The organism is Mucilaginibacter sp. P5_A4 (assembly GCF_056400605.1).
Window position 1 is genome coordinate 1 of sequence record NZ_JBFUKX010000005.1, and the last position, 24,838, is coordinate 24,838.

Genomic DNA, 24,838 nt, shown 5'->3' on the forward strand with positions numbered 1-24,838 from the left:
GCCGGGAGCCCGCTTTTTTTTGTCAGCGAGATAATAGTGTTTGTTTTGCGATTCACCACACACAATCCGCCCCCGGCCACTATCCATATCAAACCCCGGCTATCCTCATTGATATTGCTTATTTCATTGTCAATTAAACCATCTTTTGCGGTATAGTGGCTTGCCCGCCGGCCGTCTTTCCATATAACATCTACCACCCATCCTCCCCCTATCCAGATATTGCCATGTTTATCCTCGAAGATGGAGAATATGATGGTAGAACTGATATCAGCCTTCGTTAATGGGTGGTAAAATATTTTTTTTTCACGGTCGAAAATTTCGAGCCCCCCAAAAAGCGTTCCTATCCACAAACGGTGAGACGAGTCTTCCAAAATGCTAAATACCCGGTTATCTGCAATACTGGTGGCCACGTTATCGTTGTGTTTRTAATGGCTAAACGTTTTCCCGTCAAAGCAATCCAAACCGCCAAAATAGGTACCTATCCATAATTTTTGGTCATGATCTATACAAAGGCTAATAATTATATCGCTYGAYAAGCTGTTGCTRTCGTTAGGATTGTTTTTGTATTGGGTGTATACGCCCGTTTTGCGATTAAAATAAATGAGGCCGCCGCCATTGGTGCCGATCCATAAATTCCCCAGTTTATCTTCTACAAATTTATTGATATCGTTAAACYTTAAACTAGCCGGATCAGARTCTAAATGCCTGAAAAGCGGGAACTTGATAATATTTTTATGATAATAACTTATTCCCTTTTTATTAGTACCGGCCCATATAATACCTAAGTTATCCTTATAGAGTGTTGCGGTGTTTTGCCTTAATGAGGTAGGGTCATCTCCCTTATTTAGCAGATAGGTGATTGTCCAATTCTTTTTATCCAGCACATTTACCCCCCCATGGTCAGTCGCGATCCATATTAAGCCATCATTAGCCTGAACAATGTTGGTAATAAGGTTCGTTTTTAACTTTATCCCGGGTGATTCTTTATCAATATGCCTGAAAGTCCCTGTTGACGGCTGGTAATAAGATAGGCCCAAATCATTGTACGGCAAGTAAAACCATAAATCACCATCGCGGTCGACGAGCAGTGTATAACGATCTTTCTTATTATTAGTTACCTTGTTAAATATGCCGGTGCGATAGCTGATCGTGTTAAGTTTAACATCAAGCATCTCCACCATTCCGTCAGTATAAACTATCCAAATATTGCCTTTAACGTCAGAGGTGATATCTGCAATGGAACCTGGGTATAACGAGGGAACCCCGTTAACACTATGAAAATAACGCGTCGTCTTTTTGCTTATGGCGTTATATCTGTAAATGCCCGAATCGGCATATAAAAACCAAAAGTCTGCAGCGCTGCTGCGTTCAATTTTTTGAGGATCATTAACGGGTAGCTTCAAAGGACGTGACAATAATGACATATCATTATTAAACCGCTCGGTTTCCGGATCATAGAAACAGAAGCCGGTGGTGGTTGATATCCATAATTTTTTGTCAGGCCCTTCAAAAATACTTCTTATATAATCGAAATTAATAGAATTCTTATTATTTGCGTCGTGCCTGAATACTTTAAAGCTATAACCGTCATATCTGTTAAGACCTAAAGAAGTACCAAACCACATAAACCCCTCAGAATCCTTAAAAATGCTGGTGACCTGATTGTGCGACAGCCCGTTACTTATATCAAGGTGCGAAAACCGGTATTGATTGCCTTGCGCAAAATTGTTCGTGTAAGCAAAAAACAACACTGAAACAACAATATAAAGTTTTAAACGCATTAAAATTTAGTTGAGATCTTCGAAATCGGGAACCTGGCCCTTTAGCAAGCCGGTACTCTAAGATAGCATAAAAGTAAGATAAAATCGTAATTAAAGAGATAAAAGTGGCAATTCCTTATCTCATCACCAAAATATAAATAACCAATTTCTGAAGCAAACGGGTTGCCATGCTATGGTACGGACCATGCCTGAACTTACTGCTGTCTTTTCATCGAAAATCTGCTTGAGGGCATAAAAAAAGCCCTTTTATCGCTGTAAAAAGGCTTTTTAGAAAAGGGGTCCGAGACTGGGCTCGAATCAGTTATTTATGAAAGCAAATTCCATATTCTCTCAGTCATATAAACTAAAACTATGGTAACTCGTTTATCAAGAAATATTGTTGTATGCCTTCAGACACTTATTTCAAATTCCGCGGCCGGTTTGAGTTAAACCCTCATCGTTACGATATCGGCTGGCCGATATTTACAGACAGAGTTTTCGGTTTAAATTTCTTTGTCAATAAGATTTATAAGATCAAAAAAGATGAGTACGCTACGTTTTACAATTACCAGTTAAATCATTACCTTAAGGGGAACGTCGGACAGGAAGAGGCTTTTTTCGATCATGTTTATGATATTGTAAATACCAGGATTAAATTCTACAAAGGCCTTAAGCCATCTGCTCAGGGATTGAAATTTACCGCCAAACTGGAAGCGTTTCTGGCATACTTGGAAAGTATTGATCAGTGGCACAAAACACAGCCCTTGGAATCAGTCATCGCTGATAAAAATAAACAGATTGACCAGTTAGAAGCAAGAATCAAAGAACTAGAGAACCAGGTTAAAGAATACGTTAAATATGAAGCCGGTGAAAAGATCGTCATCAGTAAGGATGGTCTGCCGGTGTTCATTGACCTGATTGATCAGGTGAGGGATTTGAAATTGCCGAATGGCAATAAGCTGGTGAACAGCCAAACGGCAAGTCCTTGGTATAAACTGATCGCCAAGCACTTTCTCAATGGTGATAAACCCATAGCAATCGGCACCGCCCAGAATTATTTCCCGGCCGACAAGGATAACCCGCCGCCGAAATACACGATCATCAGCGAAAAAGATAAACTCTTCAAAGTTATTCAAAAGCCTAAGAAATAGGCTTTTGTCTTTTCATTCGTGACCAAACGCCTCCAATGGTCATTCATTTTGCTGTTTTAGCCCTCACTTTTGAACCATTGTATTCAGTGGCTGGTATTTTATTGTTCCGCTGAACGGGTTTAATAAAGAAAGGAGGGCATCGCCATGCAAAACTAAACAAGATGAAATAAACAAAAATTGGGGGTCACCCTATTAAAGTCCCCAAGCAATAAAATAGGGCTTGCCCAAATTTGGGCAAGAATTATTCACGAAAAAAATATATTAAAATGACAGCAATCGAATTGATCACCAAGGAGGATTTAAGGGACTTTAAAGGGGAGTTATTGACAGAGATCAAACAACTGTTACAGCCGGGACATGGACAATCTAAAAAATGGCTGAAGAGTGCGGAGGTAAGAAAGCTGCTGGGCATTTCGCCCGGCACCCTGCAAAACCTGCGGATCAATGGGACACTACGTTTTTCCAAAGTTGGCAGCATTATGTACTACAAACTGGAAGACATCAACAAGATCTTGGAGGGTGAGGACAAATGAAGTTGCAGAAGGAAATTTTTAGAGAATTGGCGGGATACACAAACCTGGTCAGACGCATGGAAAAGGACAACCGCTTACTGCCAACGCATCTCAGTTTGTTCACGGGCCTGTTTGTTTGCTGGCAGCGTAATGGTTTTGTAAGCCCGTTCACTGTGACCCGGAAAACGCTCATGGCGTTTTCCAAAGTCGCTTCGATAGCGACATATCATAAGTGCATCCGGGAACTGGATGAGTTTGGTTATATCCGTTATCAACCATCCTATCATCCAAAGCATGGTAGTCTAGTTTACTGGCCAGAAACCGTAGACAGTTAGCGGCGGTATGGCGGACGAATCCGCGCAAAGCTTCGCTTTGCGAAACCGGGAAACTGCATACCGCCTGCGGTATGCAGCCCATATACAGATAGCTGTATATATCAGGGGACAATTCTACGACCAGAAAGGAGCGAGTTAATGTTTTTGCTACACAAAAACCCGGATCGACCCCGTTGGGGTGATCCGGAACTCGCTCCCGTTGGTCGATTTTGAGGAGGGTTTTAAGGGATTTTTTTTATGACAGGATTAATTGAAAACGATAAAACACAAAAAAGGCGATTGCCCGGCAGACCGAAAAAAACGGTCAGCCGAAGCGATTTCCTGATGGTGAGGCTAACGCCAACAGAGCGGATTTTGATCGAAGGACGGGCAAAAAAAGCTGGGCTGAAATCCAGTGAATGGTTTCGTCGTGCTGCCAAAAGTGCAAAGGTTTTCCCGCGATTTACCGTAGAAGAAAGTAGCTGGTTCAGGATGCTGGCAGGGCTTGCCAATAACCTGAACCAGTTGACCCACCTCGCCCATGTGGCGGGATTATTTTCACTGGGATTGAAATGCCAGGCTATGCTTCAGCAGATCGATGAGTTATTAACCAAACTTAATAGCCATGATGGGTAAGCCGATAACCGGGAGAAGTTTTGGCGGCTGTATCCGTTACGTGGTCAATAAACAGGAGGCAAAAATCCTTTCTGCCGAAGGCGTGCGGATACAGGATGCAAACACGCTTATAAAAGATTTTAATCTCCAGCGAAAGATGCGGCCGGAGTTAGGTAAAGCGGTCGGGCATTTAGTACTTAGCTGGAGTAAGGAAGATCTATCCAAGCTGAGTGATGAGATCATGGCGGAGCGGGCAAAAGAGTATATGGCAAAAGTAGGTATCCGAAATACCCAGTATGTAATCGTTCGCCATAGCGACAGGGAACACCCTCACCTGCATCTGGTCTATAACCGGGTAGATAATAATGGAAAGACGATTACTGATAAAAACAACTTTGCAAAGAATGTCAAAGCTTGTAAGGAAATTACCTTGAAGTATGGATATCATTTGGGGGAGGGAAAAAATTTGGTCAACCGACAGGCATTACGGGGTAAGGAAAAGGTCAGGTATGAATTGTTTGATGCGATTAAAGCGGCGGTTAAACATTCCGTAAGCTGGAAGCAGTTGGAAGCTGCATTGCAAAAGCAGGGTATCACAATAGATTACAAATTCCGTAGCGGTACACAGGATGTACAGGGTATTTCTTTTCAGAAAGGGGATATCAAAATGAAAGGATCGTCAATTGACCGGAGTTTAAGCTATAGCAAATTAGGTGTGGCTTTGAACCGGAACCTGCAAGTTCAACAGTTCCACACAGCAAGAGAAGCTAATCAGTCATCATTGGCCATCCAGTTACGGGATGCAATTCAGCAAAGTGTTATGGCTGAACACGCGCGTAGCCCCGATGGCGGTAAAGGGCTATTGGCAACCTTGCTGGAACCTCAATTTACAGCAGCGCCTCCAGATCCAATGGGCGATGCGGATATAGCCCGCAGGAAAAGAAAGAAGCATGACGCGGAACATTTCCAGTCCCAGGTAATAAGCAGGTAAAATGATTAATTAATGTGAGTGTTAAACAATTAAATCAGGTGTTATGCAACAGGAAGATTTAGAAGAAAAAGTAACGATGCTGGAAGAGTTGATTCAGGGCTTTATCGGAAGAATGACGATCATAGAAACCGAAATGCCGGGATTTTTAAATACCTTTTTACAGCAATATAAGGAAACACTGGATAGGATCGCATCCCGGATAGAGCAATCAAATAAGAGATATGACGACCAAAAGATCCAGCAGCAGATAGATGAGGTAAAAAAACTGGTAGCGACTGTTCCCAAAGTCATTGGAGTTAAAACCAGCCATCATTTCGGACGATGGTCGAAAAGCTTGATTATAGGGACTGTAGTTGCTTTTATAGCAATGGCAGGATCTATTGGAACAGCTTTATACCTTAACCACCAAAATGACCGGCTAAACAGCGAAGCTTATAATTTTTGGTTAGTGAGGGCAATATATCCTGCAACAGCAGACAGTGTGCTATCTAAATTAAAGAGGGATCCGGATGGCTTCTCGGCAAAGGCAGCGAAGGCAATGGAGAAGCAACAAGCTATCGCAGCAGCAAAAGCGATTGCCGAACAGGCTGAAAGAGAACAGAAAGAAGCTAAAGAGAATTTGGAGAAGGTAAAGTCGGGCAGGTGATATCAATGAAAGCCATTCAGCTGCGGCAGGTGGCTGCATTTCACCACGCGCTGCGCTCCGGGTTTCATTCCGCCACCAGCCTCGCTGCCGCACATGCCGGAGTGTATTCGTTCCTCTTACACACCGGCCTTTCCCGCCCGCGGGTTAGCGGTTAGTCACAGCACCGCGGCCACAAAATTAGCTCACGCAGGAAAACGGTAAAGGGTATATGAACGGGGCAGGGTTGTTTGTTTTTTTATTGGCTTGCCCCGCCCTTGACCGTTTTCCTACTTTAAGCTACAGGTGTTTAAGCGATGCAATGACTGGGTGTGGCTGTAATAAAAGATAACTTATAAACCTTTCGACTGTTTAAATAACTCTACTTTTTCTCAACCTCTAATTAACTCTAATTAAATAGCCTGCTATTTATACTTAGAATTACTAATATCTCTAATTAAACTCTAATTAACATCGTTAATTAGAACTCTTTTATAACAACTATTCTTTTGATCTTTTTCTTTCCTCCTTCCCCAGCTTCCACTGTGGCTTGGAATCACTTCCTTCATTCCAAATCGATCCTTTCTTTCGCATCTCTGATATCAGATTGTTTATTTTAATTTTTTTCTGATGTTCATTCATCCAATCCGGTAACTTCGTCCACAACAATTCATCTATATCCTTCCGTTCCAAATGTCCATGTTGATGAATTGATTTCTTGACAAGATCAATGTAATAGGCTTTATCTAAAGCCCTATTTTTAGAATATTCCGCTTTTTGCCCTGTTTGACTGGCGACATCAAGTGAAATGTAATAATTAGGTTTTCTTCCTTCTATTAACTTCTTCATCCGAAGGTGCTTTTCCTCTACCGGCGTAAGTTTCTTCCTTTTTTGAACTTTATCCAACAGGATAATCTCATCTAAAGTGAGGTCTTTATGACGTGCCAATACCCTAGCGAAATCCATATCTAAAACTTTACCAGCCAAAGTCACTTTAACTTTACCACCAGTTAAATCATAATCAGGTAATGGGAACAATCGTTGCCTTTGGAAGTTAAAGATTTTCTTGATACCTCCTCCTGCCGTATCCACCATCTTCAAATTGAACATAGCGGTTGCTAAAAACTTATTACGGTAATGTTCTTCAGGTGCATCGTCCTTCACAACGCGTTCTACAGAACCGGGAATAAAAGAACCATAATTAGTGAATATCAGAGCTTCGTCCTCAATCTCCACTACATTAATTCTTCCACCTAATGTATAATCCTGGTGAGCAATACAATTGTTTAATGCTTCCCGGATACTATAAGGTTCGTAACGTAAAGTTTCTTCGGGAAATAAAGTCGTCTCTGTAATATATCGATATTTGAGGTTCCTTATCTTGGCATATACCTTGTCTACAGCCAGCAGTAGTGGGCAATTAAATATTTCGTAATCCTTGTCTGTATTGTGGGTGTCTTTCAGCACCCACCTGATCTTGATCTCTGCAGGGCTTAAAAAGTGTTCGGATTCTTCACGCCCTAAAAGAATGAGCGCTGTCCTGGTAATTTTATCCTTGATCGTTATTTTTGCTTTATTTAGAAAAGTAACATCATTCCAGGTGTCAATTTCTTCAGCTTTATCCGGAAACTTGCTTCTATAGTTTTCCCTTGCAATTTTTATTGCTTCAGGATCAAGATCTGCAATAATCGCTTCTTTAATAATACCTGCACTCCAATCCTCGCTGTTGCGTTGTGTACGGATACGCTCAATCTCTTCTATATTCAAAGGCACTAATTCTTCGCCGTCCCTGCCGTAATAGTGACCGTCGAAACTTACCGGCAACCCTCTGGGCGCTGGTGGGATTTGAAACATCAACACTCGTCCTTCAGGTAAAAAAACTTCATGGATTTCCATGAAAGTAATCCGATTACTCGTTTTATTAGCAATCTCCCCTTTAAGACTGTCCAAATCTTTTCGGCCGGGTCGAAAAGCTGTTCCTACAACGGTCTGATCATTTTTAACTCCCATGATAAACCAGGCATCAGCTCTGCCGTTAAGGTTGGCTTCATTGGAAAGCGCTGAGAAATATTTACCAAGCTTAGTTAGATCATAGGTATTCTTCGCTTCTTTAAATTCGACGGTCTCGGTTTCGGCTGGAAGTGCAATTAATTCCGCAAACTTTACTTGAAGCGATTTTTGATCCATTATTTTTATTGTACTGTATCCAAAGTTACGTTAAAAGCTACATTTATGAAAAGACCCATATTTGCTCAAAGATTACTCAAACACAAAATATAATTTTTTAAAGTAAGTCAGCAAGGTACCCTTCAGAGGTATTGTAAGTCCATTCAAACCGGTTACCTTTCGGTGCCTGCCGCGGATCACCCGACTGGTATATAATCAAGCACATTGTTTAAAGTTTTCCTGTTTACCCCATTGCACCTTTATAATAAAACTCGCGCCAGCAATCCCGGTACAAGTAAATCAAAGATCGCATTACCTTAATAGATCGTATCGCCGGTATATTCTGCCTTTTGTATACCACCGGATCAACAATGTGCTTTTCCCTTGAACACCTCGTTAATGAATTCAATTAGTAAATCACGTTTAGGACAATACCGAAAATCCTCTCGAAGCCGAAATGGATCATTAAATCAATATATATATTGTTTTTTTAGGCATGGTTAAATAATTAAACCGTTTCTATTCAAGGGAAATAGAAACGGCGAAATAAGCTATTGAATATTGAAAGATTAGAATCAGGCGGGCTTATACTTCTTCCGCAACATGGCCATGTCTGAGCCTACCTTGATATCAAGTACCTTAGCATAGTGTTGAGTCGTTTTTATACTGGTGTGTCCAAGCATTTTGCTTACACTCTCTATGGGCACGCCATTGGCTAATGTAACCGTCGTAGCGAAAGTATGCCGGGCCATGTGAAAGGTCAATAGTTTGCTTATACCACAAACGTCCGCGATCTCTTTTAGATAACTGTTCATTCTTTGGTTACTTAATACCGGTAACACAAGATTCTTATTTATGCATTGCGGATGATCGGCGTACCTTTTTACGATATCTTCAGCCGCAGCTAACAAAGGTATTCTTGATGCAGTATCCGTTTTCTTTCTGTTCGTAAAAATCCATTGTTCGCCATCAACGCCTTTCGCAATCTGATGGCGCTGTAATTTTTGGACATCAGCATAAGCCAGGCCCGTATAGCAGCAGAAAACGAAAGTATCCCGAACCTGGATCAGACGGTCAATGGTCAGCTCCTTATTCGCTATTTTCTCCAGTTCATCCTCAGTTAAAAACTCTTTTTCCTTAGCTTTCGCTTTTGAGCGGTAATTAATAAAAGGATTCTCAACGAGCCACTTGTTGTTTAAGCAGTTGTTGACAATTTTTCTAAGGTGTTTGATATATTTGGCAGCGGAAACGCCGCTGCATTTACAGGTGGTCTTTAGATAAAACTCGTAATTGAGTATAAAGGCATGATTCAGACTTTTAATGTCAACATCTGCAACACCATATTTATACTTTACAAATTCAGCGAGGTGCTTAAAAGAGCTACGGTAGCTTTTTAACGTATTCTCTTCAAATCCATTTCCGATCAATGCTTTTACCTGATCGTTGTGCTCACTAAATAATGCCACCACGTGGTAGCGCTTTTCAGCCCGTCCTATAAATTGATTACGCAATTTATCCGCAGTGATCGCTTCACCTGCAATCAGCAATTGCTGATGAGCACTATTTACTTTGGTGTGTAAGATATCCAGATAGCTGTTCAGCGCCCTTATATCTTCTTTAGTGCCAATTCCTCGCCCGGAATGGCTATTCCAACGGGATGGATCACACTCCCTTCCGGCAGAAAATTCTGACCTTTTACCGTCAACGGTGATCCGCATATAAATGGCAGCAGCGCCTTCTTTGTAGTTTTTTTGCTTCCTTAAGTAAAAAAGCAGATGGAAATTACTTTTCATAACAACGTACTTTAAATGATCAAAAGTAAGTTTGCGAGCATCTTCCATCAAGATGTTCATCTTTTGAACATATTGAATATCAATTAATTACGACATATTCGGTGAGTAGAGATTTGTTCTGGAGGTACTCACCGAATTTGACACCTTTTTGTTAAAAATCAGTGCATTTTTTGGTGTTTTGACCATAAAACAAAAGCCTGCAATCATTTGATTTGCAGGCTTTTATATCATTTTAATACTATTTTCAGTGGTCCCGACGAGAATCGAACTCATATCTAGAGTTTAGGAAACTCCTATTCTATCCGTTGAACTACGGGACCATTATGGCTGATAAAGGCAAAACCTCAATCAGCTTGCAAAGGTGCAAATTATCAATGAAAAATCACATGCCTTAACAGCAAATTTTTATCGGCAAAAATCTGCACATCCGTAATGTGCACATCTACCTAATTACTGCCCCGTTATGAAAATCATCTATCGGTGCTACAAAGCTTAGTTTCCCTTCACTGTTCTCAGCCATCAGGATCATTCCTTGTGATAGGATGCCCTTAATCTCACGCGGTTCCAGGTTTACCAGGATGCTTACCTTTTGACCAATGATTGCCTCCGGCTCATAATATTCCGCGATGCCCGATACTACCGTGCGCTCATCGATGCCAGTATCAATGGTCAGCTTTAGCAGCTTTTTGGTTTTGGCAACTTTTTCGGCAGCCTGGATAGTTCCGGTGCGGATATCCATTGCGGCAAAAATATCATAATTGATATTGTCCTTTGCGGGTTGCATATCAATACTTTGGAGCGGAGTTGCAGCTGCCTTTTTAGCCTGCAACTTTTGCAGTTGATATTCTATTACCTCGTCCTCTATCTTCTCAAACAACAACGAAGATGGGTTTAGCTGGTGCCCATTATTAAAAAAAAATTCCTGGTCGTAAGTAATAACTTCATTTGGCCAGTTAAGCATAGCTATGATTTTTTTAGCGGTTGCCGGTAAAAACGCCTGCGCTGCAGTAGTTAAATGACCTATGATGAGCAAACAGTTATGCAGGGTCTGCTTAGCATCCTCAGGATTGGTTTTAATAGTTTTCCAGGGTTCTTTTTCTGTTAAATAGCGATTGCCAAGGCGGGCTATATCCATTACCGCCTGTAGGGCCTGGCGATAGCGGTATGCCTCCAGGTTTTTCTCTATCTCGTCATAACAAATACCTATTTCAGTATTAAGGTATTCGTCGTTAAGCTCAATTTTATCAGTAGTGCCTTCAATTTTACCATTGTAAAATTTATGCATCAGTATCATCACCCGGTTTACAAAGTTGCCAAGTATAGCTACCAGTTCGTTATTGATACGGGCCTGGTAGTCTTTCCAGGTAAATTCACTGTCGCTGGTTTCGGGCAATATAGAGGTAAGTACATAACGCAGTTCGTCCTGCTTGCCAGGGAATTCTTCCAGGTACTCATGCAACCAAACAGCATGGTTACGTGAAGTAGAAAGTTTATCGCCCTCTAAATTTAAAAACTCATTGGCAGGTACATTTTGTGGTAAAATATATTCACCGTGAGCATGCAATATAGATGGGAAAATAATACAGTGAAATACAATATTATCTTTACCAATAAAGTGCAGCAAACAAGCATTATCCTGCTCATCGGCTTGTTTTTTCCAGTATAGTTTCCAATCTTTATTGTTGTCAATAGCCCATTGTTTGGTGGCAGAGATGTATCCTATTGGTGCATCCATCCAAACGTATAGTTTCTTGCCCTTAGCTTCTTCCAGGGGTACATCTATTCCCCAATCCAGGTCGCGCGTCATGGAGCGGGGTTGCAGGCCCGATTTAAGCCATGATTTACATTGACCAAACACGTTTGTTTTCCAGCTGCCTTCTTTGGTATCTATCCATTGCTCCAGCCAGGGTTGGTATTTATCAAGCGGAAGGTACCAATGTTTGGTTGGCTTTAATACAGGCGCTTTGCCACTTAAGGTTGATACCGGGTTAATCAGGTCGGTAGGATTTAGTGATGTACCGCACCTTTCGCACTGATCACCATACGCATTCTCATTATGGCAATTCGGGCAGGTCCCGATGATGTACCGGTCGGCCAAAAATTGCTGATAATCCTCGTCGTAGTACTGTTCGCTCATTTTTTCGATGAACTCATCCTTTTCATACAAATTCAGAAAAAACTCCTGCGAAAGATCATGATGTATTGGAGACGAGGTGCGGTGATAAATATCAAAGGCTATCCCAAACTCTTCAAAACTTTCTTTTATCTGCGTATGGTACTTATCAATAATAGCTTGCGGGGTTGTGCCCTCCTTTTTAGCCTTTATGGTAATAGCTGCACCATGCTCATCTGAGCCGCAAACATATAATACATCCTTTTTTTTGAGCCTTAAATGCCGCACAAAAATATCGGCAGGCAGGTAAGCGCCCGCAAGATGACCAATATGCAGTGGACCGTTGGCATAAGGTAAAGCCGATGTAACCGTATATCTTTTATATTTGTTGAGTTCTGACATTAATAAAGAGGCGTTATAAATAATTGGCAAAGATAAATTATTTAAGTTGGAAAAGCCCGGATACAGTGAAGTCCGAAATACAGATGCGAAAAAAAAATTATTATTATTGACCTATGGATAATCCCGCTCATACAGTTTCTTCCGGTCGTTCGGTTCCCCCTGCTTCCAGGCTCCCAAGCTATTTAAAAAAAGGAGATAAAATAGCTATCACCTGCCCTGCAAAAAAGTTGCCCGGGCCAATGACAGATGCCATCGTACTTTTACAATCATGGGGATTAGAGGTTGTATTGGGCGAAACCGTTGATGCATCATATCACCAGTTTGCCGGCGATGATGAGTTAAGGGCGAAAGATCTGCAGCGTTTTATCGATGATGATACCATAAAGGCTATTATAGCGGCCCGCGGCGGCTATGGAACTATCAGGGTCATTGACAGGGTTAACTTTAGCGCGTTTGCCCTAACCCCTAAATGGATTATCGGCTTTAGCGACATTACTGTGCTACATGCACACCTGTTTGCAAACTACCAGGCGCAAACCATACATGGGCAAATGCCTGTAAATATTCCCGATGCATCAAACCGCTCATTGGATACTTTGCGTAAAGCCTTATTCGGCGAGAATTTAAGTTATCAATTTACTTCGCATACTCAAAATCGCGTGGGCGAGGGTAAGGGGATACTGGTTGGTGGTAATTTATCGTTGCTGGTAGCTATCTCCGGCTCTGTATCGGATATTGACTATACCGGCAAAATATTATTTATTGAGGATGTAGGGGAGTATCTGTATAGTGTAGACAGGATGCTGCGCTGCCTGGATAGGGCCGACAAACTTAAAAGCCTTGCAGGTTTAATTGTAGGAGGCTTTACCGATATAAAGGATAACGACATCCCATTTGGACAAACTGTACCTGGTATAATTATGGATATCGTACAACAATATGACTATCCCGTTTGCTTTGATTTCCCGGCCGGACATATCCCCGATAATTGCAGTTTAATATTGGGGCGAAATATTAGTTTAAACGTACAGGAACAACAGGTAAGTGCTCAGTTTGTCTGAATCCGTATTTTCAGAGTGAAATAATCAACAGATCTAAGAGTCTGTTTAAATTTGATTTATTAAGTGTTCCATTTGAGCGCAGTGGAACACCCCGAACGCTTTGGAACGCATTATGGCTGATTATCAACAACTTACGCATTGTAAAAATCAACAAAGACCGGAACACTTATGCGACTGATAATCAACATTATAAACCCCAATATTAACTTGTGATTAAAATAAAGCTGACGGACTGTAGTTCGAGATCTGAATTTATCTCTCGCAAAGACGCTAAGACGCAAAGTGATTTACTTCTTTTTTCTTTGCTAATTAATTTCTATATAGTGTTCCTGTCTTCACTATAAATACACTTTTTTGAAGAAAAATCAATTTATATCGGGATATATAGAGCCGGATTAATTAGAAACTTATCATCCGCCCATCTCACAAATCCGGCAAATTTTAGCCTCAATTTAAGAACCACAAAAGGTATAAATCAAAAATCTATAGTTTAATGGCACTTAGAGGCTGTTTAAAAACGGTTCAACATAATTCTTATGGCGGATAAATGAACGATAGCTACACTTGTGGAGTTGAATCGCTCATAATTTTTAGCGGTTCTTCGATTTGTATCTATCCAGGCAAATGTTCGCTCTGCAATCCATCGTTTTGGAAGTACTTTAAAGATGTGTAATTCGCTTCTTTTAATTACCTCAAAAACTATTTTGAACATCTTCTTTACTTTATCAATTAATGCACCCCGGTAACCATTAACAGCAAATATTTTGATGACACCGTTCCATGTTTCACATAGCTTGGAGATCACCTCCGTCGCTCCGTCTCTGTCTTGTACTGAAGCTCCTTGAACAACGACTGCCAGAATCATCCCAAGTGTATCCACTATAATGTGGCGTTTAATCCCTTTTATTCTTTTTCCTGCATCAAATCCCCTGCTTTCACTGCTTACAAGCGTTGATTTGACGGATTGGGCATCAATTATGCCTACCGTCGGCTGTTCTTTTTTGCCTTGCTTTACCCTCGTCTTTTGAACCAGACTTTCCTGAATTACTTCAAAAACCTCCTGCCTTTTCCATGTGTTAAAGTAATAATATACCAGCTGCCAGGGGGCAAAATCTTTCGGAAGCATCCGCCATTGGCAGCCCGTTTTTACTAATTATAAGATCGCGTTTACGATTTCACGCAAGTCATATTTTCCGGCTGCGTTGCGAATCGAAATATTTTGATATAACTTGCCATTGGCCATCGCTTAAATTGCTCGGATAATTTGTCATACTAATTGAGTTTGTGGTTATTCACAATTAGTACTTATTCGGCCATTTGGCGATGGCCTTTTTACCCACTTTTTAACACATACTCTTTTATTTCATTCGTTTTTAAACAGCTTCTAATCAATAATAAATAAGTTAAAAACAATTATTACATATGGCACTACTCGGCAATTTAGGCAATTACAAAAACACGGGACTATTAATCATCCGCGTGGGTTTAGGCATTATGTTTATTTATCATGGCTATCCCAAACTCATGGGCGGCGTAAAAGGCTGGGAACATTTAGGGGGATCAATGAAGTATGCAGGCATTCATTTTTTACCTGTAGTGTGGGGATTCCTGGCAGCAGCAACCGAACTGTTGGGCGGCTTTCTGCTTATAATAGGGCTTGCTTTCCGGCCGGCATGCATCCTATTGTTGGTTACACTTATTGTTGCTACCTTAACTCATTTTGGCAGCGGTGGCGATTTAGGAGACGCGGCACACGCCATTGAAGATGCAATAGTATTTGCAGGGCTTATTTTTATTGGCCCTGGGAAATATAGTGTGGATAAGAAGTAACCCCGCAAAAAAGCCGGCCTCCGTTTTACAAAGGCCGGCCTTTATTATCACCAGTTACTGATTCATATACTCACCTAAACTTCTCAGGTAATTCTCATCAATATCGCTGTCATTATCAGCGAAGAATTTTTTCACCTTATCCGGCTCCGTAGTAAATGCCGCTTTTATCGCTTTACTTTTAAGCTCCGTCTTTTGTGGCACTCCTCCGGGTAATTTTACAACATAGTAAACATTTTCATCTTTATATTCATCGTAGTTATTGCCGCTTGATGTTATGCCGTTGGTACTAAAACTGGCTTTTATAAAAGTTGTTGACAAGTCTTTGTATATTTTGTATTTAGGGCCTGAGGTAAGTACCTGCACGTAATGTTTAGCATTAATAGCTTGCACATCCTCAAAAACATAGGGCTGCGCATTTTCATCATATAATGTAAATCCCTTTATCTCTTGCTTAACTACTAAAAGCGCGGTTGTTTTATTACGGGTAAATAATAAATTTCCACCAACTTTATCGTAATTAAACAGGTACTCATCATCTTGTTTTATTGAATCTTTGGGGGTTATTGCAAAACCGTGCACCCAGTCGCCAAATAAAAAACGACTGCCGTGTAATCCTTCCTGCCCGGTTCCTATCCTGTTAATCGATACGTTATGGTCAACTATGCTTTCATCACGCGTAAAAAAATTTGCCGCAGACGCTTTAATAATTGTGGTTTGACTTGATGAATCCCCCGTCATTACAACTTTAATATTAGCGAGGTTATTAAGACCGGCCCTTACCAAATTGTGAAATTTAGCGGTTATTATTAGGTTCGACCCAGGATCGACCATTAAGCTAAATGCACCGTTAGGATCAGAATAAGTAGCATAAGGATGCTGCGAATCGTTTATAAAAGCAAAGGGAATTGGTTTGCCCTTTTGATCGGTTACTGTACCGTTTACTGATACTGTGGTTTGCGCTATTGTTATTTTGCTTATTATAATAAGACCTAAAAGAATTACTTTGTGCATATATACGGCTGTTCGTGTTACTTATTGATGTACTTAAGGTTTATAAATATAAAACTTAACATTACTACTTATTGTAACTTATTTGTAGCATATACAATAATAATGAACAAAGGAAAAAAATTCCCGACGCTCAATAGTCTGCATTGCAAAAACCAGCATCCTCATCCTTCCACTACATAAAAGGCAAAAAAAACGTCCCGATGATATCATCGGGACGTTAAGAGTTTAAACCTTTTAAAGCTATTATTTGCGTTTCAACGTTTCTGAAATAATACGTGGCGCAGCCGCATTATAGAAATAATTTAACGTAAAAGTTTTCGTTGCAGGGTCATACTTATTAACAAGTCCAGGTATGTTAGCAGCACTTGGCTGGCTAACACTTGTTACGGTTACTGAATTATCAAGAGCAACAGTGATTTTTATATCCGTCTTTAAATCTGCTAAAGCACCTCCGCTAATTGATGTTGCACCTGCTGTTCCCATAGCGACGTCGTAGCTAAAGGTGAATGTACCAGCAGTAGGGTGAATCCTTGAACCACTTGCGGTATAAGTACCGTCATATTGGTTTTTAACCTGCACATTGTATAAAACAGTTTTGAAATTACTAATCTGCTGGCCACCGCCATCAACAATAGTTAACGGTAAAACAAAATTAGTACTTGATGCATCAATTAAATTTGATTTGACGTTGATCACAAAGTTAGCCGAGTTTTGATTAGCGGGTATAGTTGCAGTAAATGTGCTACTATAAACAGCTGCCGGCAATATTTCATAAGTAGTACTATTAGCTTTATTATATGCTGCTAATGCCGCAGGATCAACAGCCAATTTTACAGTTATTGCAGACGACAGTGTTTTAGGCGCTGCCAGGTTTACTTGTAAATTTATTGGAATTGGCGTTGAAGAAATATCAAGGGCCAGTGCCTGGAATAACCCTCCTTTTGCCCCAACACCTGTTGCAGATGGCAACTCAACTAATGGCACAGCACTTGCAAAATCCACATAATGCTTATCATCCTTAAGGCATGAGCTTAGGCTCGCCATGGAAACAAGCGCGACAAAAGCTGTTTTAATATATAATTTCGTTTTCATTTTCTTTTTGTTTTAAATGTTATTTAGCCCAAAATATTTTAGAGGTAAATACAGAGATCGTACCCTCTCCGGCCACGTTAGCCGCGTTGGTTTGATATTCTACAGATGGATACGGAATGCGTGTTACCTGGTTTGGAGGGTTTGCACCCGGATAGATTGACAATGGAATATCATTAGGATAGCCTGTTCTGCGGAATTCATTGAATGCCTCAAACGCTCCATAAATGGCAAGCGCTTTCCATTTCTCGTTAATAATAGCCTGTTCCTGAGCTGCGTCTGAAACGCCAGCCGGGTAAGGGTTAGCTGCGATGTACGTGTTTGCCTGCGCCTCAGTTAAACCAAGATCAGCGTATGATGCTGAAATACCAGCATTATACAATGTAGCTACGCTGATACCACTGGTTGTAATGTATCCGCTTTTTACTCCTTCAGCCTGTAAAAATAAGGCCTCAGATGCCGACATGATAACCGCATCCATAGTTGCCGATTTTAGCAAACCTGTTCCAACTTTACTTGGTGCAACAGTCGGCGGTTGTGTTTCGCCAAACCTGGTTGAACTGATGGTACCCGTTGAGGTAGGTAAATACACTGCGAAACCGCGAACGTCACTATTTTGTGTAAGCTTTGTTGCACCATAAGTATTAGCCTGGTATTGGTTTTTATTGGCCTGAGAACCTCCGTTTTGAGTAGTACCATAGTTTCTCCAAAGCGGGCTTTGCTGACCACCGGTTGCGTCACTATTCAAATAACCCGGATTTACTTTAGCAGCACTGGAAGCGTCGATATAACCTATGCTCTGTGTGGCCGTTACAGCTGCTTTTAACGCCGCTGTTTTTGCTGTAACATTACTTTGGCGTAATGCTATCCTTAATTTAATAGTGTTAGCAAATTTCAACCATTTGGTCATATCGCCCTGATACATAATATCTTCAGCGCCAGGAGAAGCAGGAGGCACCGCAGCCTTTTGGTTGTTTTGAATACTTGCAATGGCTGCATCAATGCGTTTTAGCAGGTCATCATATATAGCCGAACCTTTGTCGTACTTAGGGTTCAGGTTTTTTGTGCCCTGTAATGCCTCTGTATATGGAACATTGTTATAATTATCAACCAATGCCTGGTAGTCAAATACAAGCATGATTTCGGCAATCGCCTGGTAATATGGCTGAGTGGTTGAAGCTTTCATCGCATTATAATTTGCTATGTTAAGATAAAGCGGGGTCCATGAATCATAAGATGCAGAGGTGATCTGGTACGACTCAAGCGCTACGTTTGCCTGGAAACCTGTGCTCCAGCTTAGGTAGCCCATCCAGTTGGCGTACATCACATAGCCACCTAAACCACCGGGACCAACGTTATTGGTGATATCGGCTGTTGTTTTTAATGCACCGGTTAAGGCCAGCTGTGGCGTTGTTGTTACCGGCTGGTTAGGGTTAGTTGACAACTCCAGGTAATCTTTTTTACAACTGCTTCCCACTATAGTAAGCGTTGCAAATATGATAGATAAATACTTTTTCATTGTTAAATTAATTAAAATGTCAGTGTTAGGTTAGCGCCATAGATACGGCTTGCAGGCATTTGCTGGGTACTGTTAACACCAATATCTCCATTAGTAGAACTGTTGGCAAATTCAGGGTCAACCCAGTTGTTGGTTTTTGGCCTCCACATAAATAGGTTACGGCCAATTATAGCAAAGTTAGCACGTTTGATAAATCTTGTCTTTTTGATCCATTTTGACAGATCGAATGAAAGATTTGCCTCACGCAGTTTCCAGAAAGCGCCGCTTGTTACATAAGTGCTTCCGGATGTATAGTAGGCGCCATTATCCCAGAAACCAAGATTACCATCCTGCACACTTACAGTTGTGTTGGGTGTATAAACCGGTGCAGCATCAGTACCTGTATTGATTACTGAATTTGGGAAAATAAAACGCTGACGATCTGATGATACCGAGAATTGGGACACACCTGCCGCAGTAGCTGATCGTAAACTTTGACTATATATTACGTTACCTGAACGGTATTCTTCAGTTACTGATAAGGTAATGAATTTATAGCTGATTGTTTGTGTTAAACCTAATACGTATTTTGGAGTGGTTTGCCCGGCGTTAATAAGGTTAGGGTTAGCTGATGGATAGCCTGTAACCGGGTCAACAATAGCACGGCCCTGTGGATCGCGGTTAATATCAGTAACATATAAAACGCTATATGGCTGGCCAACTACCGCACGGGTATTAGCATTGGTATAACCACCTAATGATAGTTGTTTAGTTTCGCCAAACAGCGATAATACTTTTGAGTTTTGGATTGCGAAGTTACCGCCTAAGGTAACACCAACCCCGGTTGCTGTTTTTTGCAGCGGTGTTACGTCTAACTTAAATTCGTAACCTGTATTTTGTGTTTCACCAATGTTAAGAACGGTACCGGTATAACCTGTTGTTGGCGATACTGAAATTGGCAAAGTTTGATTTTTTGTATGGGTATTGTAGTAAGTGGCGCTTACGTTAACGCGTCCGTCAATAAAACCCAAATCGGTACCAACCTCAACTTCCGAGGTAAGCTCCGGTTTCAGGTTTTTATTGTTTAAAGTGGTGCTCAAACCTAATGCCCCCAGGTTACCATAAGGGAAACCAGAAGTTGAGTTAAAAGTACTAAGCAGGCTGTATGGGCCTACGTTCACATCACCCACCTGGCTATAACCACCCCTTACTTTACCATAGCTTATGATCTTGTTATTTTTTAACGACTCAAAAGCCGATGTAAATACAAATGATCCCTTTACTGATGGATAGTAGATTGAACGGTTAGCTGCAGAAAGCCTTGAATCGTGGTCGTTACGTATTGTACCTTCAATAAACGCGTAATCTTTCCATCCTAACGATAAATCGGCAAAATAAGCTACCTGACGAATCTTGAAAGTGCCTTGACTGGCGCTGGGCACACCTAACAAACTGCTTACGTTATAAAAATCTTTTACAAGCAGGTTGTTTGTTCCGTTTTGAACATAGTCTGCATATTCCTGCCAGATAGAGTTACCTACTAATAAATTTGCTTTCAACTGATCATTTAAGAACGATTTATGGAAATTTAAAAGGATATCCTGTTGCAAGCGGTTGTAGCCTTGCGGGCCGGCGAAGTCGTTATTGGTAGGGATACTACCATCGCCAAATACTTTAATATTATTCACAGTACCCGGATTAATTAACGCACCATAGCTTGAAGCAACAGTACCACCACCATTGGTAGGGTCACTATGAGCGTATGGTGTGTAGTCGATTTCGGCACGCCTGTTTTGTTCCTGGTAAGTACCGCCGTTGTAGCTTAAACGGTAAGTAGCATCAAACCATTTGGTTGGGGTTAACACACCCGAAAAGCTACCGTTAAATACATCTGTACGTTTTATTGTCCTTGAGTTTTTTATACTCCAGTATGGATTAATACCATATGAGTTAAAATATGTACTTGGATCAGCAAAAGGCTTGGTTGGGTCTTTATAGTTTTGAAGTGGTACCCAACCTGGTGTGTTGAATATGGTGCTCAATATATCACCATAGTTACCATAGGTATCGGTGTTGCCCTGCGAAAAACTGGCTGTTCCGTCAACTTTGAATATTCCGACTGTTTTACTACCAGAAATACGGATCTGGGTTTTGTTATATTTATCATCAGGGACAATGCCAGATTGATCTAAACGAAAAGCCGAGAAATTGAATGAGTTAGCGGCATCACCAGAGGAGTATGATATGTTGTTTTGATCGCTGTGACCTGTTTCGAAGAACCTGCGTGCATAGCTTTTTCCCTTGGGGGCAGCGTATGGAAAAGATTGAATTGTACCATCCTCAAGCGGTATACCTAGCATTTTTGTGCTGCCATCATAAGCAGGGCCGTATGACTGATTTTCATAAGGCACGTAACCGGTAATGAAACCTGTAACAGCATCCTGATAAGGAGTTCCCTCACCGCCGTAACCACCAAATTTATTTTGCAAAGCCGGCATGTATGAAACTGACTCCAGCAGGTAAGTGTTTGAATAGTTAATGGTTGGTTGGCCGGTTGCGCTACCACGTTTGGTTGTAATAACCAACGCACCGTTTGATGCTTCAGAGCCGTAAAGGGCGGCAGCACCAGCACCGTTCAGCACGTTCACGCTTTCGATATCATCCGGGTTAATTGTTGTAACCTCATTTGGCGATACCGGTGTGCCGTTTAGTACTACAAGAGCAAAGTTGTTACCAACAATGTGACGGCTACCGCGTAACGTAAAACGCGTATCGGGGTTAAGACCGTTGTTTACAGTACTAACAACCAAACCGGCAACCTTGGCAGTCAAACCGTTAGTAAAGTTAGTAGGGCGGGTTTCGGTAAGTTGCTTTGCGGAGATGTTAGTTGCAGCRTAACCAAGCTCTTTAGCCTGACGCCTTACACCCAACGCACCTGTTACCTGTACTTCACCAAGGCTTCTGGCCGAAGACTCTAACACAACTGCAATAACACTTTTGGTGCCAACAGGTACTTCCTGGGAAGCATAACCGATAAAGGAAAATAAAAGCGTACCGCCTGCTGGTACATTGATTGAATACTTTCCATTGGCTGCCGTTTGCGTACCCATGGTAGTACCTTTTAGTTTTACTGATACTCCCGGGAGGGGAAGGCCATCATCTTTGGCCGTAACCGTACCAGTAACTGTACGATTTTGTGCGTGCACCTGTGTTAGGCATAACAACAGAAAGCACAAACTTGCTAGTAGAAGTTTTTTCATTTTGTTAATAATAAGATCAGTTAATAGTTAATTAATGTTAAAAGTAATGTTACGTTATCAAAAAGTCAAGTATTTTCTTAAAAAAGATGATTTTTTTTTAAAAAAAGCATGTTTAATAAGAAAAATTAATAATTTTAGTACTATGTATTGCATAATACAATCCAAAACATATATCTTTGTATTATGATCGTTGAAAACACACAAACCCAAATGAGGAAGGGCATACTGGAGTACTGCATTCTTTCCATCATAGCCAAGGGCGAAACATATGCATCAGACATAATTGCTGAACTTAAGAAAGCCCAACTGCTTGTAGTTGAGGGTACTCTGTACCCATTATTAACCCGTTTAAAAAACAATGGCCTGCTCACTTACAACTGGGTCGAGTCCATTTCGGGCCCCCCGCGAAAGTATTATGTCCTGTCAGACGAAGGCCGAAACGTGCTGGAACAGCTGGATAAAACCTGGCAGGAATTAGTTTATGCCGTGCAAACGGCCATTGGAGACAGAAAATAAAAAAAACGGAAATTATTACGCATCATGAACAAAACTATCATAATTAACATAAACGGCATCGTATTTCACATCGAAGAGGATGCTTACGACGTACTTAAACTTTACATGACCGATGTAAAGCGTCATTTTTCTACCTCTGCAGACAGTTTGGAGATCACAACCGACATCGAAAACCGGATTGCCGAAATGTTTAACGAAATTTTAGCAAGTCAAAGCAAACAGGTTATTGTTGAGCAGGATGTTAAGCTGGTTGTTGAGCAAATGGGCACCGTAGAGGATTTTGAATTCGCAGAAAGCGATGCAAAAACTACTGGGGGCAATAACTATACCTATAATACGGAGCGTCGCAGGCTTTTCCGCGACCCTGACGATCATTTGGTGAGCGGTGTTGCAGCCGGTATTGCCAATTATTTTGATATTCCGGCTGTTTGGGTAAGGCTTGCATTCGTTATTTCATTTTGTGTTGCCGGGAGCGGTTTCTTTCTTTACGTAATTTTATGGATTGTAGTGCCCAAAGCCATGACCCGTGCCGACCGTATGGCCATGAAAGGCGAAAAGCAGGATCTGAAAGGTTTTAAAAAGAACTTTGAGGATGAACTAAGCACTGTTAAAGAAAACCTGCACAACTTCAAGCATGAAGCCAAACCATTTGTGTATAAAACCCGCGATTTTATAAGCGATTTTTTTGATCACCTGGGCGTATTTTTAAGAGGAGCGGGTAGTTTGGTTGGTAAATTGATAGCCGGGGCGATATTACTTACCTGTTTCGGTCTTGCAATAGCACTCATTGTAGCCGTTGTTGGATTGATTGCCTTCGGCAAAACTGATATATATCATATCCCTCCGTTTAATTTTGTTAACCAGGAAACCAGCGTAATATTTATTGCCGGGGGCTTTTTATTACTGGCAATACCCTTATTATCAATTATACTGGTAATCATAGGCTTCTTGTTTAAAAACGCATCATTTAACCGTACAATTGGCACAACCTTATTATGCGTATGGCTGGCCGCTTTGGGGGCCGTTGTTTACTACGGCGTAAGGGCTTCGGCCGATTTTAGAGAAGGGGCAAAAATGAGCAAGACTATCAACATTAAAGCAACACCAAACAGCACCTATTACCTGCAACTTAATGATGCCAAATATTTAAGCAATGAGGATAGTACCCGACTGCGCATCAAAGAGCGTTTTAATGGTATGATAATTTTAGATGATGATTTTAATGGCGACGATGATTTTGGCACAGAACCGGTGAACATTAATATAGAAAAAAGTGATGTTCCGCAACCTGTGCTTGTTGAATCATTTACTGCAAGGGGCCGCGACGATGAGGATGCGCTGATCAATGCACGGAACATCAGCTATCGTTTTACACAAAAAGATTCGGTAATAAAATTCGATCGCCGACTGGAAAGACTTGCAGGTACCAAATGGCGCGGTCAAAAGCTATATATTACATTAAAAGTTCCTATAAACTCAACCCTGGTTATTGACAACAAGCTTGACAGGAACATGGGTTTTAACCTTTATGATTGCGGGCAAAACAATAAGCCGGTTAACCCTAATGGTTCGGTATTTGTGATGACGGCAAATGGCTTAGAGTGCAAAATACCACCCGTTCCCCAAGCTACAATTGATAGTCTCAGAAAACAAGAGGTAGTAGACAGCATTAAAAACGCAGATCAATAGTACTTACCCAGAACCTACCTATATGAGAGCCTTGATAAAATATATAAGCCTGCTATTATTTAGCGGGCTTATTATTCCTTTTTACAGTATTACATTCTATGCCGCCAGCCCAACTCTTGTTAAACCTGCATCTTTAGCTTCTGCCAATAGTAACTACCCTTTAGGTCAGGCTATCATAATCGGTATGGCCCAAAACATCTTCCCTGCATTAAAAAGTTTAATTTCTCTGTAACCAATCACCCCTATTGTGCATCTTATACAAAAAGACGCACAAATTACAGACCGGGGCTTACAAGGTTACAGCATTACCATCGTCCCTAAAACTGATACACTATGAAACAAACTGCTTATATACAATAATTACTAAACACACTAAAGGCTAAGCGCCAAAACACCTGACAACTTATTTACACAATTTTTAAAAGGAGCTTTTTCCTTAATGGCT

At 41.0% G+C, this 24,838-nt stretch carries 19 protein-coding genes, 1 tRNA gene and 1 pseudogene; 10 read left to right on the forward strand and 11 right to left on the reverse strand.

The window, feature by feature from the left end:
* Positions 1-1,781 (reverse strand): ligand-binding sensor domain-containing protein (locus AC1DQW_RS04790; RefSeq protein WP_477453072.1); only part of this gene is annotated, 1,781 nt, incomplete at its 3' end.
* Between the two features lie 383 nt (positions 1,782-2,164).
* On the opposite strand from AC1DQW_RS04790, the gene AC1DQW_RS04795 reads away from it, so the two are divergent.
* Together AC1DQW_RS04795 and AC1DQW_RS04800 are read left to right on the forward strand one after the other, a co-directional pair.
* Positions 2,165-2,911: a hypothetical protein gene (locus tag AC1DQW_RS04795; RefSeq protein WP_477453073.1), complete on the forward strand. Its 747-nt coding sequence runs from the start codon at positions 2,165-2,167 to the stop codon at positions 2,909-2,911.
* 266 nt (positions 2,912-3,177) lie between these two features.
* Positions 3,178-3,444 (forward strand): helix-turn-helix domain-containing protein, encoded by a 267-nt coding sequence (locus AC1DQW_RS04800; protein WP_477453074.1) that lies wholly within the window; start codon positions 3,178-3,180, stop codon positions 3,442-3,444.
* Positions 3,445-3,518: 74 nt separating this feature from the next.
* Here AC1DQW_RS04800 and AC1DQW_RS04805 read toward each other — a convergent pair whose 3' ends face one another.
* Complete coding sequence (locus AC1DQW_RS04805; protein WP_477453075.1) at positions 3,519-3,719, reverse strand: hypothetical protein; 201 nt, start codon at positions 3,717-3,719, stop codon at positions 3,519-3,521.
* Between the two features lie 276 nt (positions 3,720-3,995).
* On the opposite strand from AC1DQW_RS04805, the gene AC1DQW_RS04810 reads away from it, so the two are divergent.
* Genes AC1DQW_RS04810 through AC1DQW_RS04820 form a run of 3 tightly spaced genes read left to right on the forward strand, consistent with a single transcriptional unit; the run spans position 3,996 to position 5,989 of the window.
* On the forward strand, positions 3,996-4,373 hold the full coding sequence (locus AC1DQW_RS04810) for a plasmid mobilization protein (protein WP_477453076.1): 378 nt from the start codon (positions 3,996-3,998) through the stop codon (positions 4,371-4,373).
* The gene (locus AC1DQW_RS04815; RefSeq protein WP_477453077.1) at positions 4,363-5,343 is read left to right on the forward strand and encodes a relaxase/mobilization nuclease domain-containing protein; all 981 of its coding nucleotides are present in this window, start codon (positions 4,363-4,365) and stop codon (positions 5,341-5,343) included. The genes AC1DQW_RS04810 and AC1DQW_RS04815 overlap by 11 nt, the downstream gene beginning before the upstream one ends.
* Positions 5,344-5,386: 43 nt before the next feature.
* Positions 5,387-5,989, forward strand: coding sequence for a hypothetical protein (locus AC1DQW_RS04820; RefSeq protein ID WP_477453078.1), 603 nt, complete (start codon positions 5,387-5,389; stop codon positions 5,987-5,989).
* Between the two features lie 477 nt (positions 5,990-6,466).
* Here AC1DQW_RS04820 and AC1DQW_RS04825 read toward each other — a convergent pair whose 3' ends face one another.
* From AC1DQW_RS04825 to metG, 4 genes are all read right to left on the reverse strand, one after another.
* Entirely contained in the window at positions 6,467-8,152 is a 1,686-nt protein-coding gene (locus AC1DQW_RS04825; protein WP_477453079.1) for an RNA-binding domain-containing protein, read from the reverse strand.
* A 554-nt stretch (positions 8,153-8,706) separates the two neighbouring features.
* The gene (locus AC1DQW_RS04830; protein WP_477453080.1) at positions 8,707-9,924 is read right to left on the reverse strand and encodes a tyrosine-type recombinase/integrase; all 1,218 of its coding nucleotides are present in this window, start codon (positions 9,922-9,924) and stop codon (positions 8,707-8,709) included.
* Between the two features lie 248 nt (positions 9,925-10,172).
* Positions 10,173-10,244 (reverse strand) — tRNA-Arg (locus tag AC1DQW_RS04835).
* 122 nt (positions 10,245-10,366) lie between these two features.
* Positions 10,367-12,439: a methionine--tRNA ligase gene (gene metG, locus AC1DQW_RS04840; RefSeq protein ID WP_477453081.1), complete on the reverse strand. Its 2,073-nt coding sequence runs from the start codon at positions 12,437-12,439 to the stop codon at positions 10,367-10,369.
* Between the two features lie 113 nt (positions 12,440-12,552).
* Between metG and AC1DQW_RS04845 the strand changes: the two genes are divergently transcribed.
* The gene (locus AC1DQW_RS04845; protein ID WP_477453082.1) at positions 12,553-13,500 is read left to right on the forward strand and encodes a S66 peptidase family protein; all 948 of its coding nucleotides are present in this window, start codon (positions 12,553-12,555) and stop codon (positions 13,498-13,500) included.
* A 511-nt stretch (positions 13,501-14,011) separates the two neighbouring features.
* Here the strand turns inward: AC1DQW_RS04845 and AC1DQW_RS04850 are convergent.
* A pseudogene (locus tag AC1DQW_RS04850) lies at positions 14,012-14,638 on the reverse strand (IS5 family transposase); the annotation flags it as partial.
* Between the two features lie 284 nt (positions 14,639-14,922).
* On the opposite strand from AC1DQW_RS04850, the gene AC1DQW_RS04855 reads away from it, so the two are divergent.
* Entirely contained in the window at positions 14,923-15,330 is a 408-nt protein-coding gene (locus AC1DQW_RS04855; protein ID WP_477453083.1) for a DoxX family protein, read from the forward strand.
* Between the two features lie 54 nt (positions 15,331-15,384).
* On the opposite strand, the gene AC1DQW_RS04860 is transcribed toward AC1DQW_RS04855, so the two are convergent.
* The 4 genes from AC1DQW_RS04860 to AC1DQW_RS04875 form a co-directional block, all read right to left on the reverse strand.
* On the reverse strand, positions 15,385-16,341 hold the full coding sequence (locus AC1DQW_RS04860) for a carboxypeptidase-like regulatory domain-containing protein (protein ID WP_477453084.1): 957 nt from the start codon (positions 16,339-16,341) through the stop codon (positions 15,385-15,387).
* A 243-nt stretch (positions 16,342-16,584) separates the two neighbouring features.
* The gene (locus AC1DQW_RS04865; RefSeq protein WP_477453085.1) at positions 16,585-17,433 is read right to left on the reverse strand and encodes a BT_3987 domain-containing protein; all 849 of its coding nucleotides are present in this window, start codon (positions 17,431-17,433) and stop codon (positions 16,585-16,587) included.
* Between the two features lie 19 nt (positions 17,434-17,452).
* Positions 17,453-18,949, reverse strand: coding sequence for a SusD/RagB family nutrient-binding outer membrane lipoprotein (locus tag AC1DQW_RS04870; protein WP_477453086.1), 1,497 nt, complete (start codon positions 18,947-18,949; stop codon positions 17,453-17,455).
* 11 nt (positions 18,950-18,960) lie between these two features.
* The gene (locus AC1DQW_RS04875) at positions 18,961-22,134 is read right to left on the reverse strand and encodes a SusC/RagA family TonB-linked outer membrane protein (RefSeq protein WP_477453087.1); all 3,174 of its coding nucleotides are present in this window, start codon (positions 22,132-22,134) and stop codon (positions 18,961-18,963) included.
* A 237-nt stretch (positions 22,135-22,371) separates the two neighbouring features.
* On the opposite strand from AC1DQW_RS04875, the gene AC1DQW_RS04880 reads away from it, so the two are divergent.
* From AC1DQW_RS04880 to AC1DQW_RS04890, 3 genes are read left to right on the forward strand one after another with little or no spacing between them, the layout of a single operon-like run.
* The gene (locus AC1DQW_RS04880; RefSeq protein ID WP_090639171.1) at positions 22,372-22,704 is read left to right on the forward strand and encodes a PadR family transcriptional regulator; all 333 of its coding nucleotides are present in this window, start codon (positions 22,372-22,374) and stop codon (positions 22,702-22,704) included.
* A gap of 24 nt (positions 22,705-22,728) precedes the next feature.
* Entirely contained in the window at positions 22,729-24,393 is a 1,665-nt protein-coding gene (locus AC1DQW_RS04885; protein WP_477453088.1) for a PspC domain-containing protein, read from the forward strand.
* A 31-nt stretch (positions 24,394-24,424) separates the two neighbouring features.
* A complete protein-coding gene (locus AC1DQW_RS04890; protein WP_477453089.1) occupies positions 24,425-24,625 on the forward strand; it encodes a hypothetical protein in 201 nt (66 codons plus the stop codon).
* Positions 24,626-24,838 lie beyond the last annotated feature (213 nt).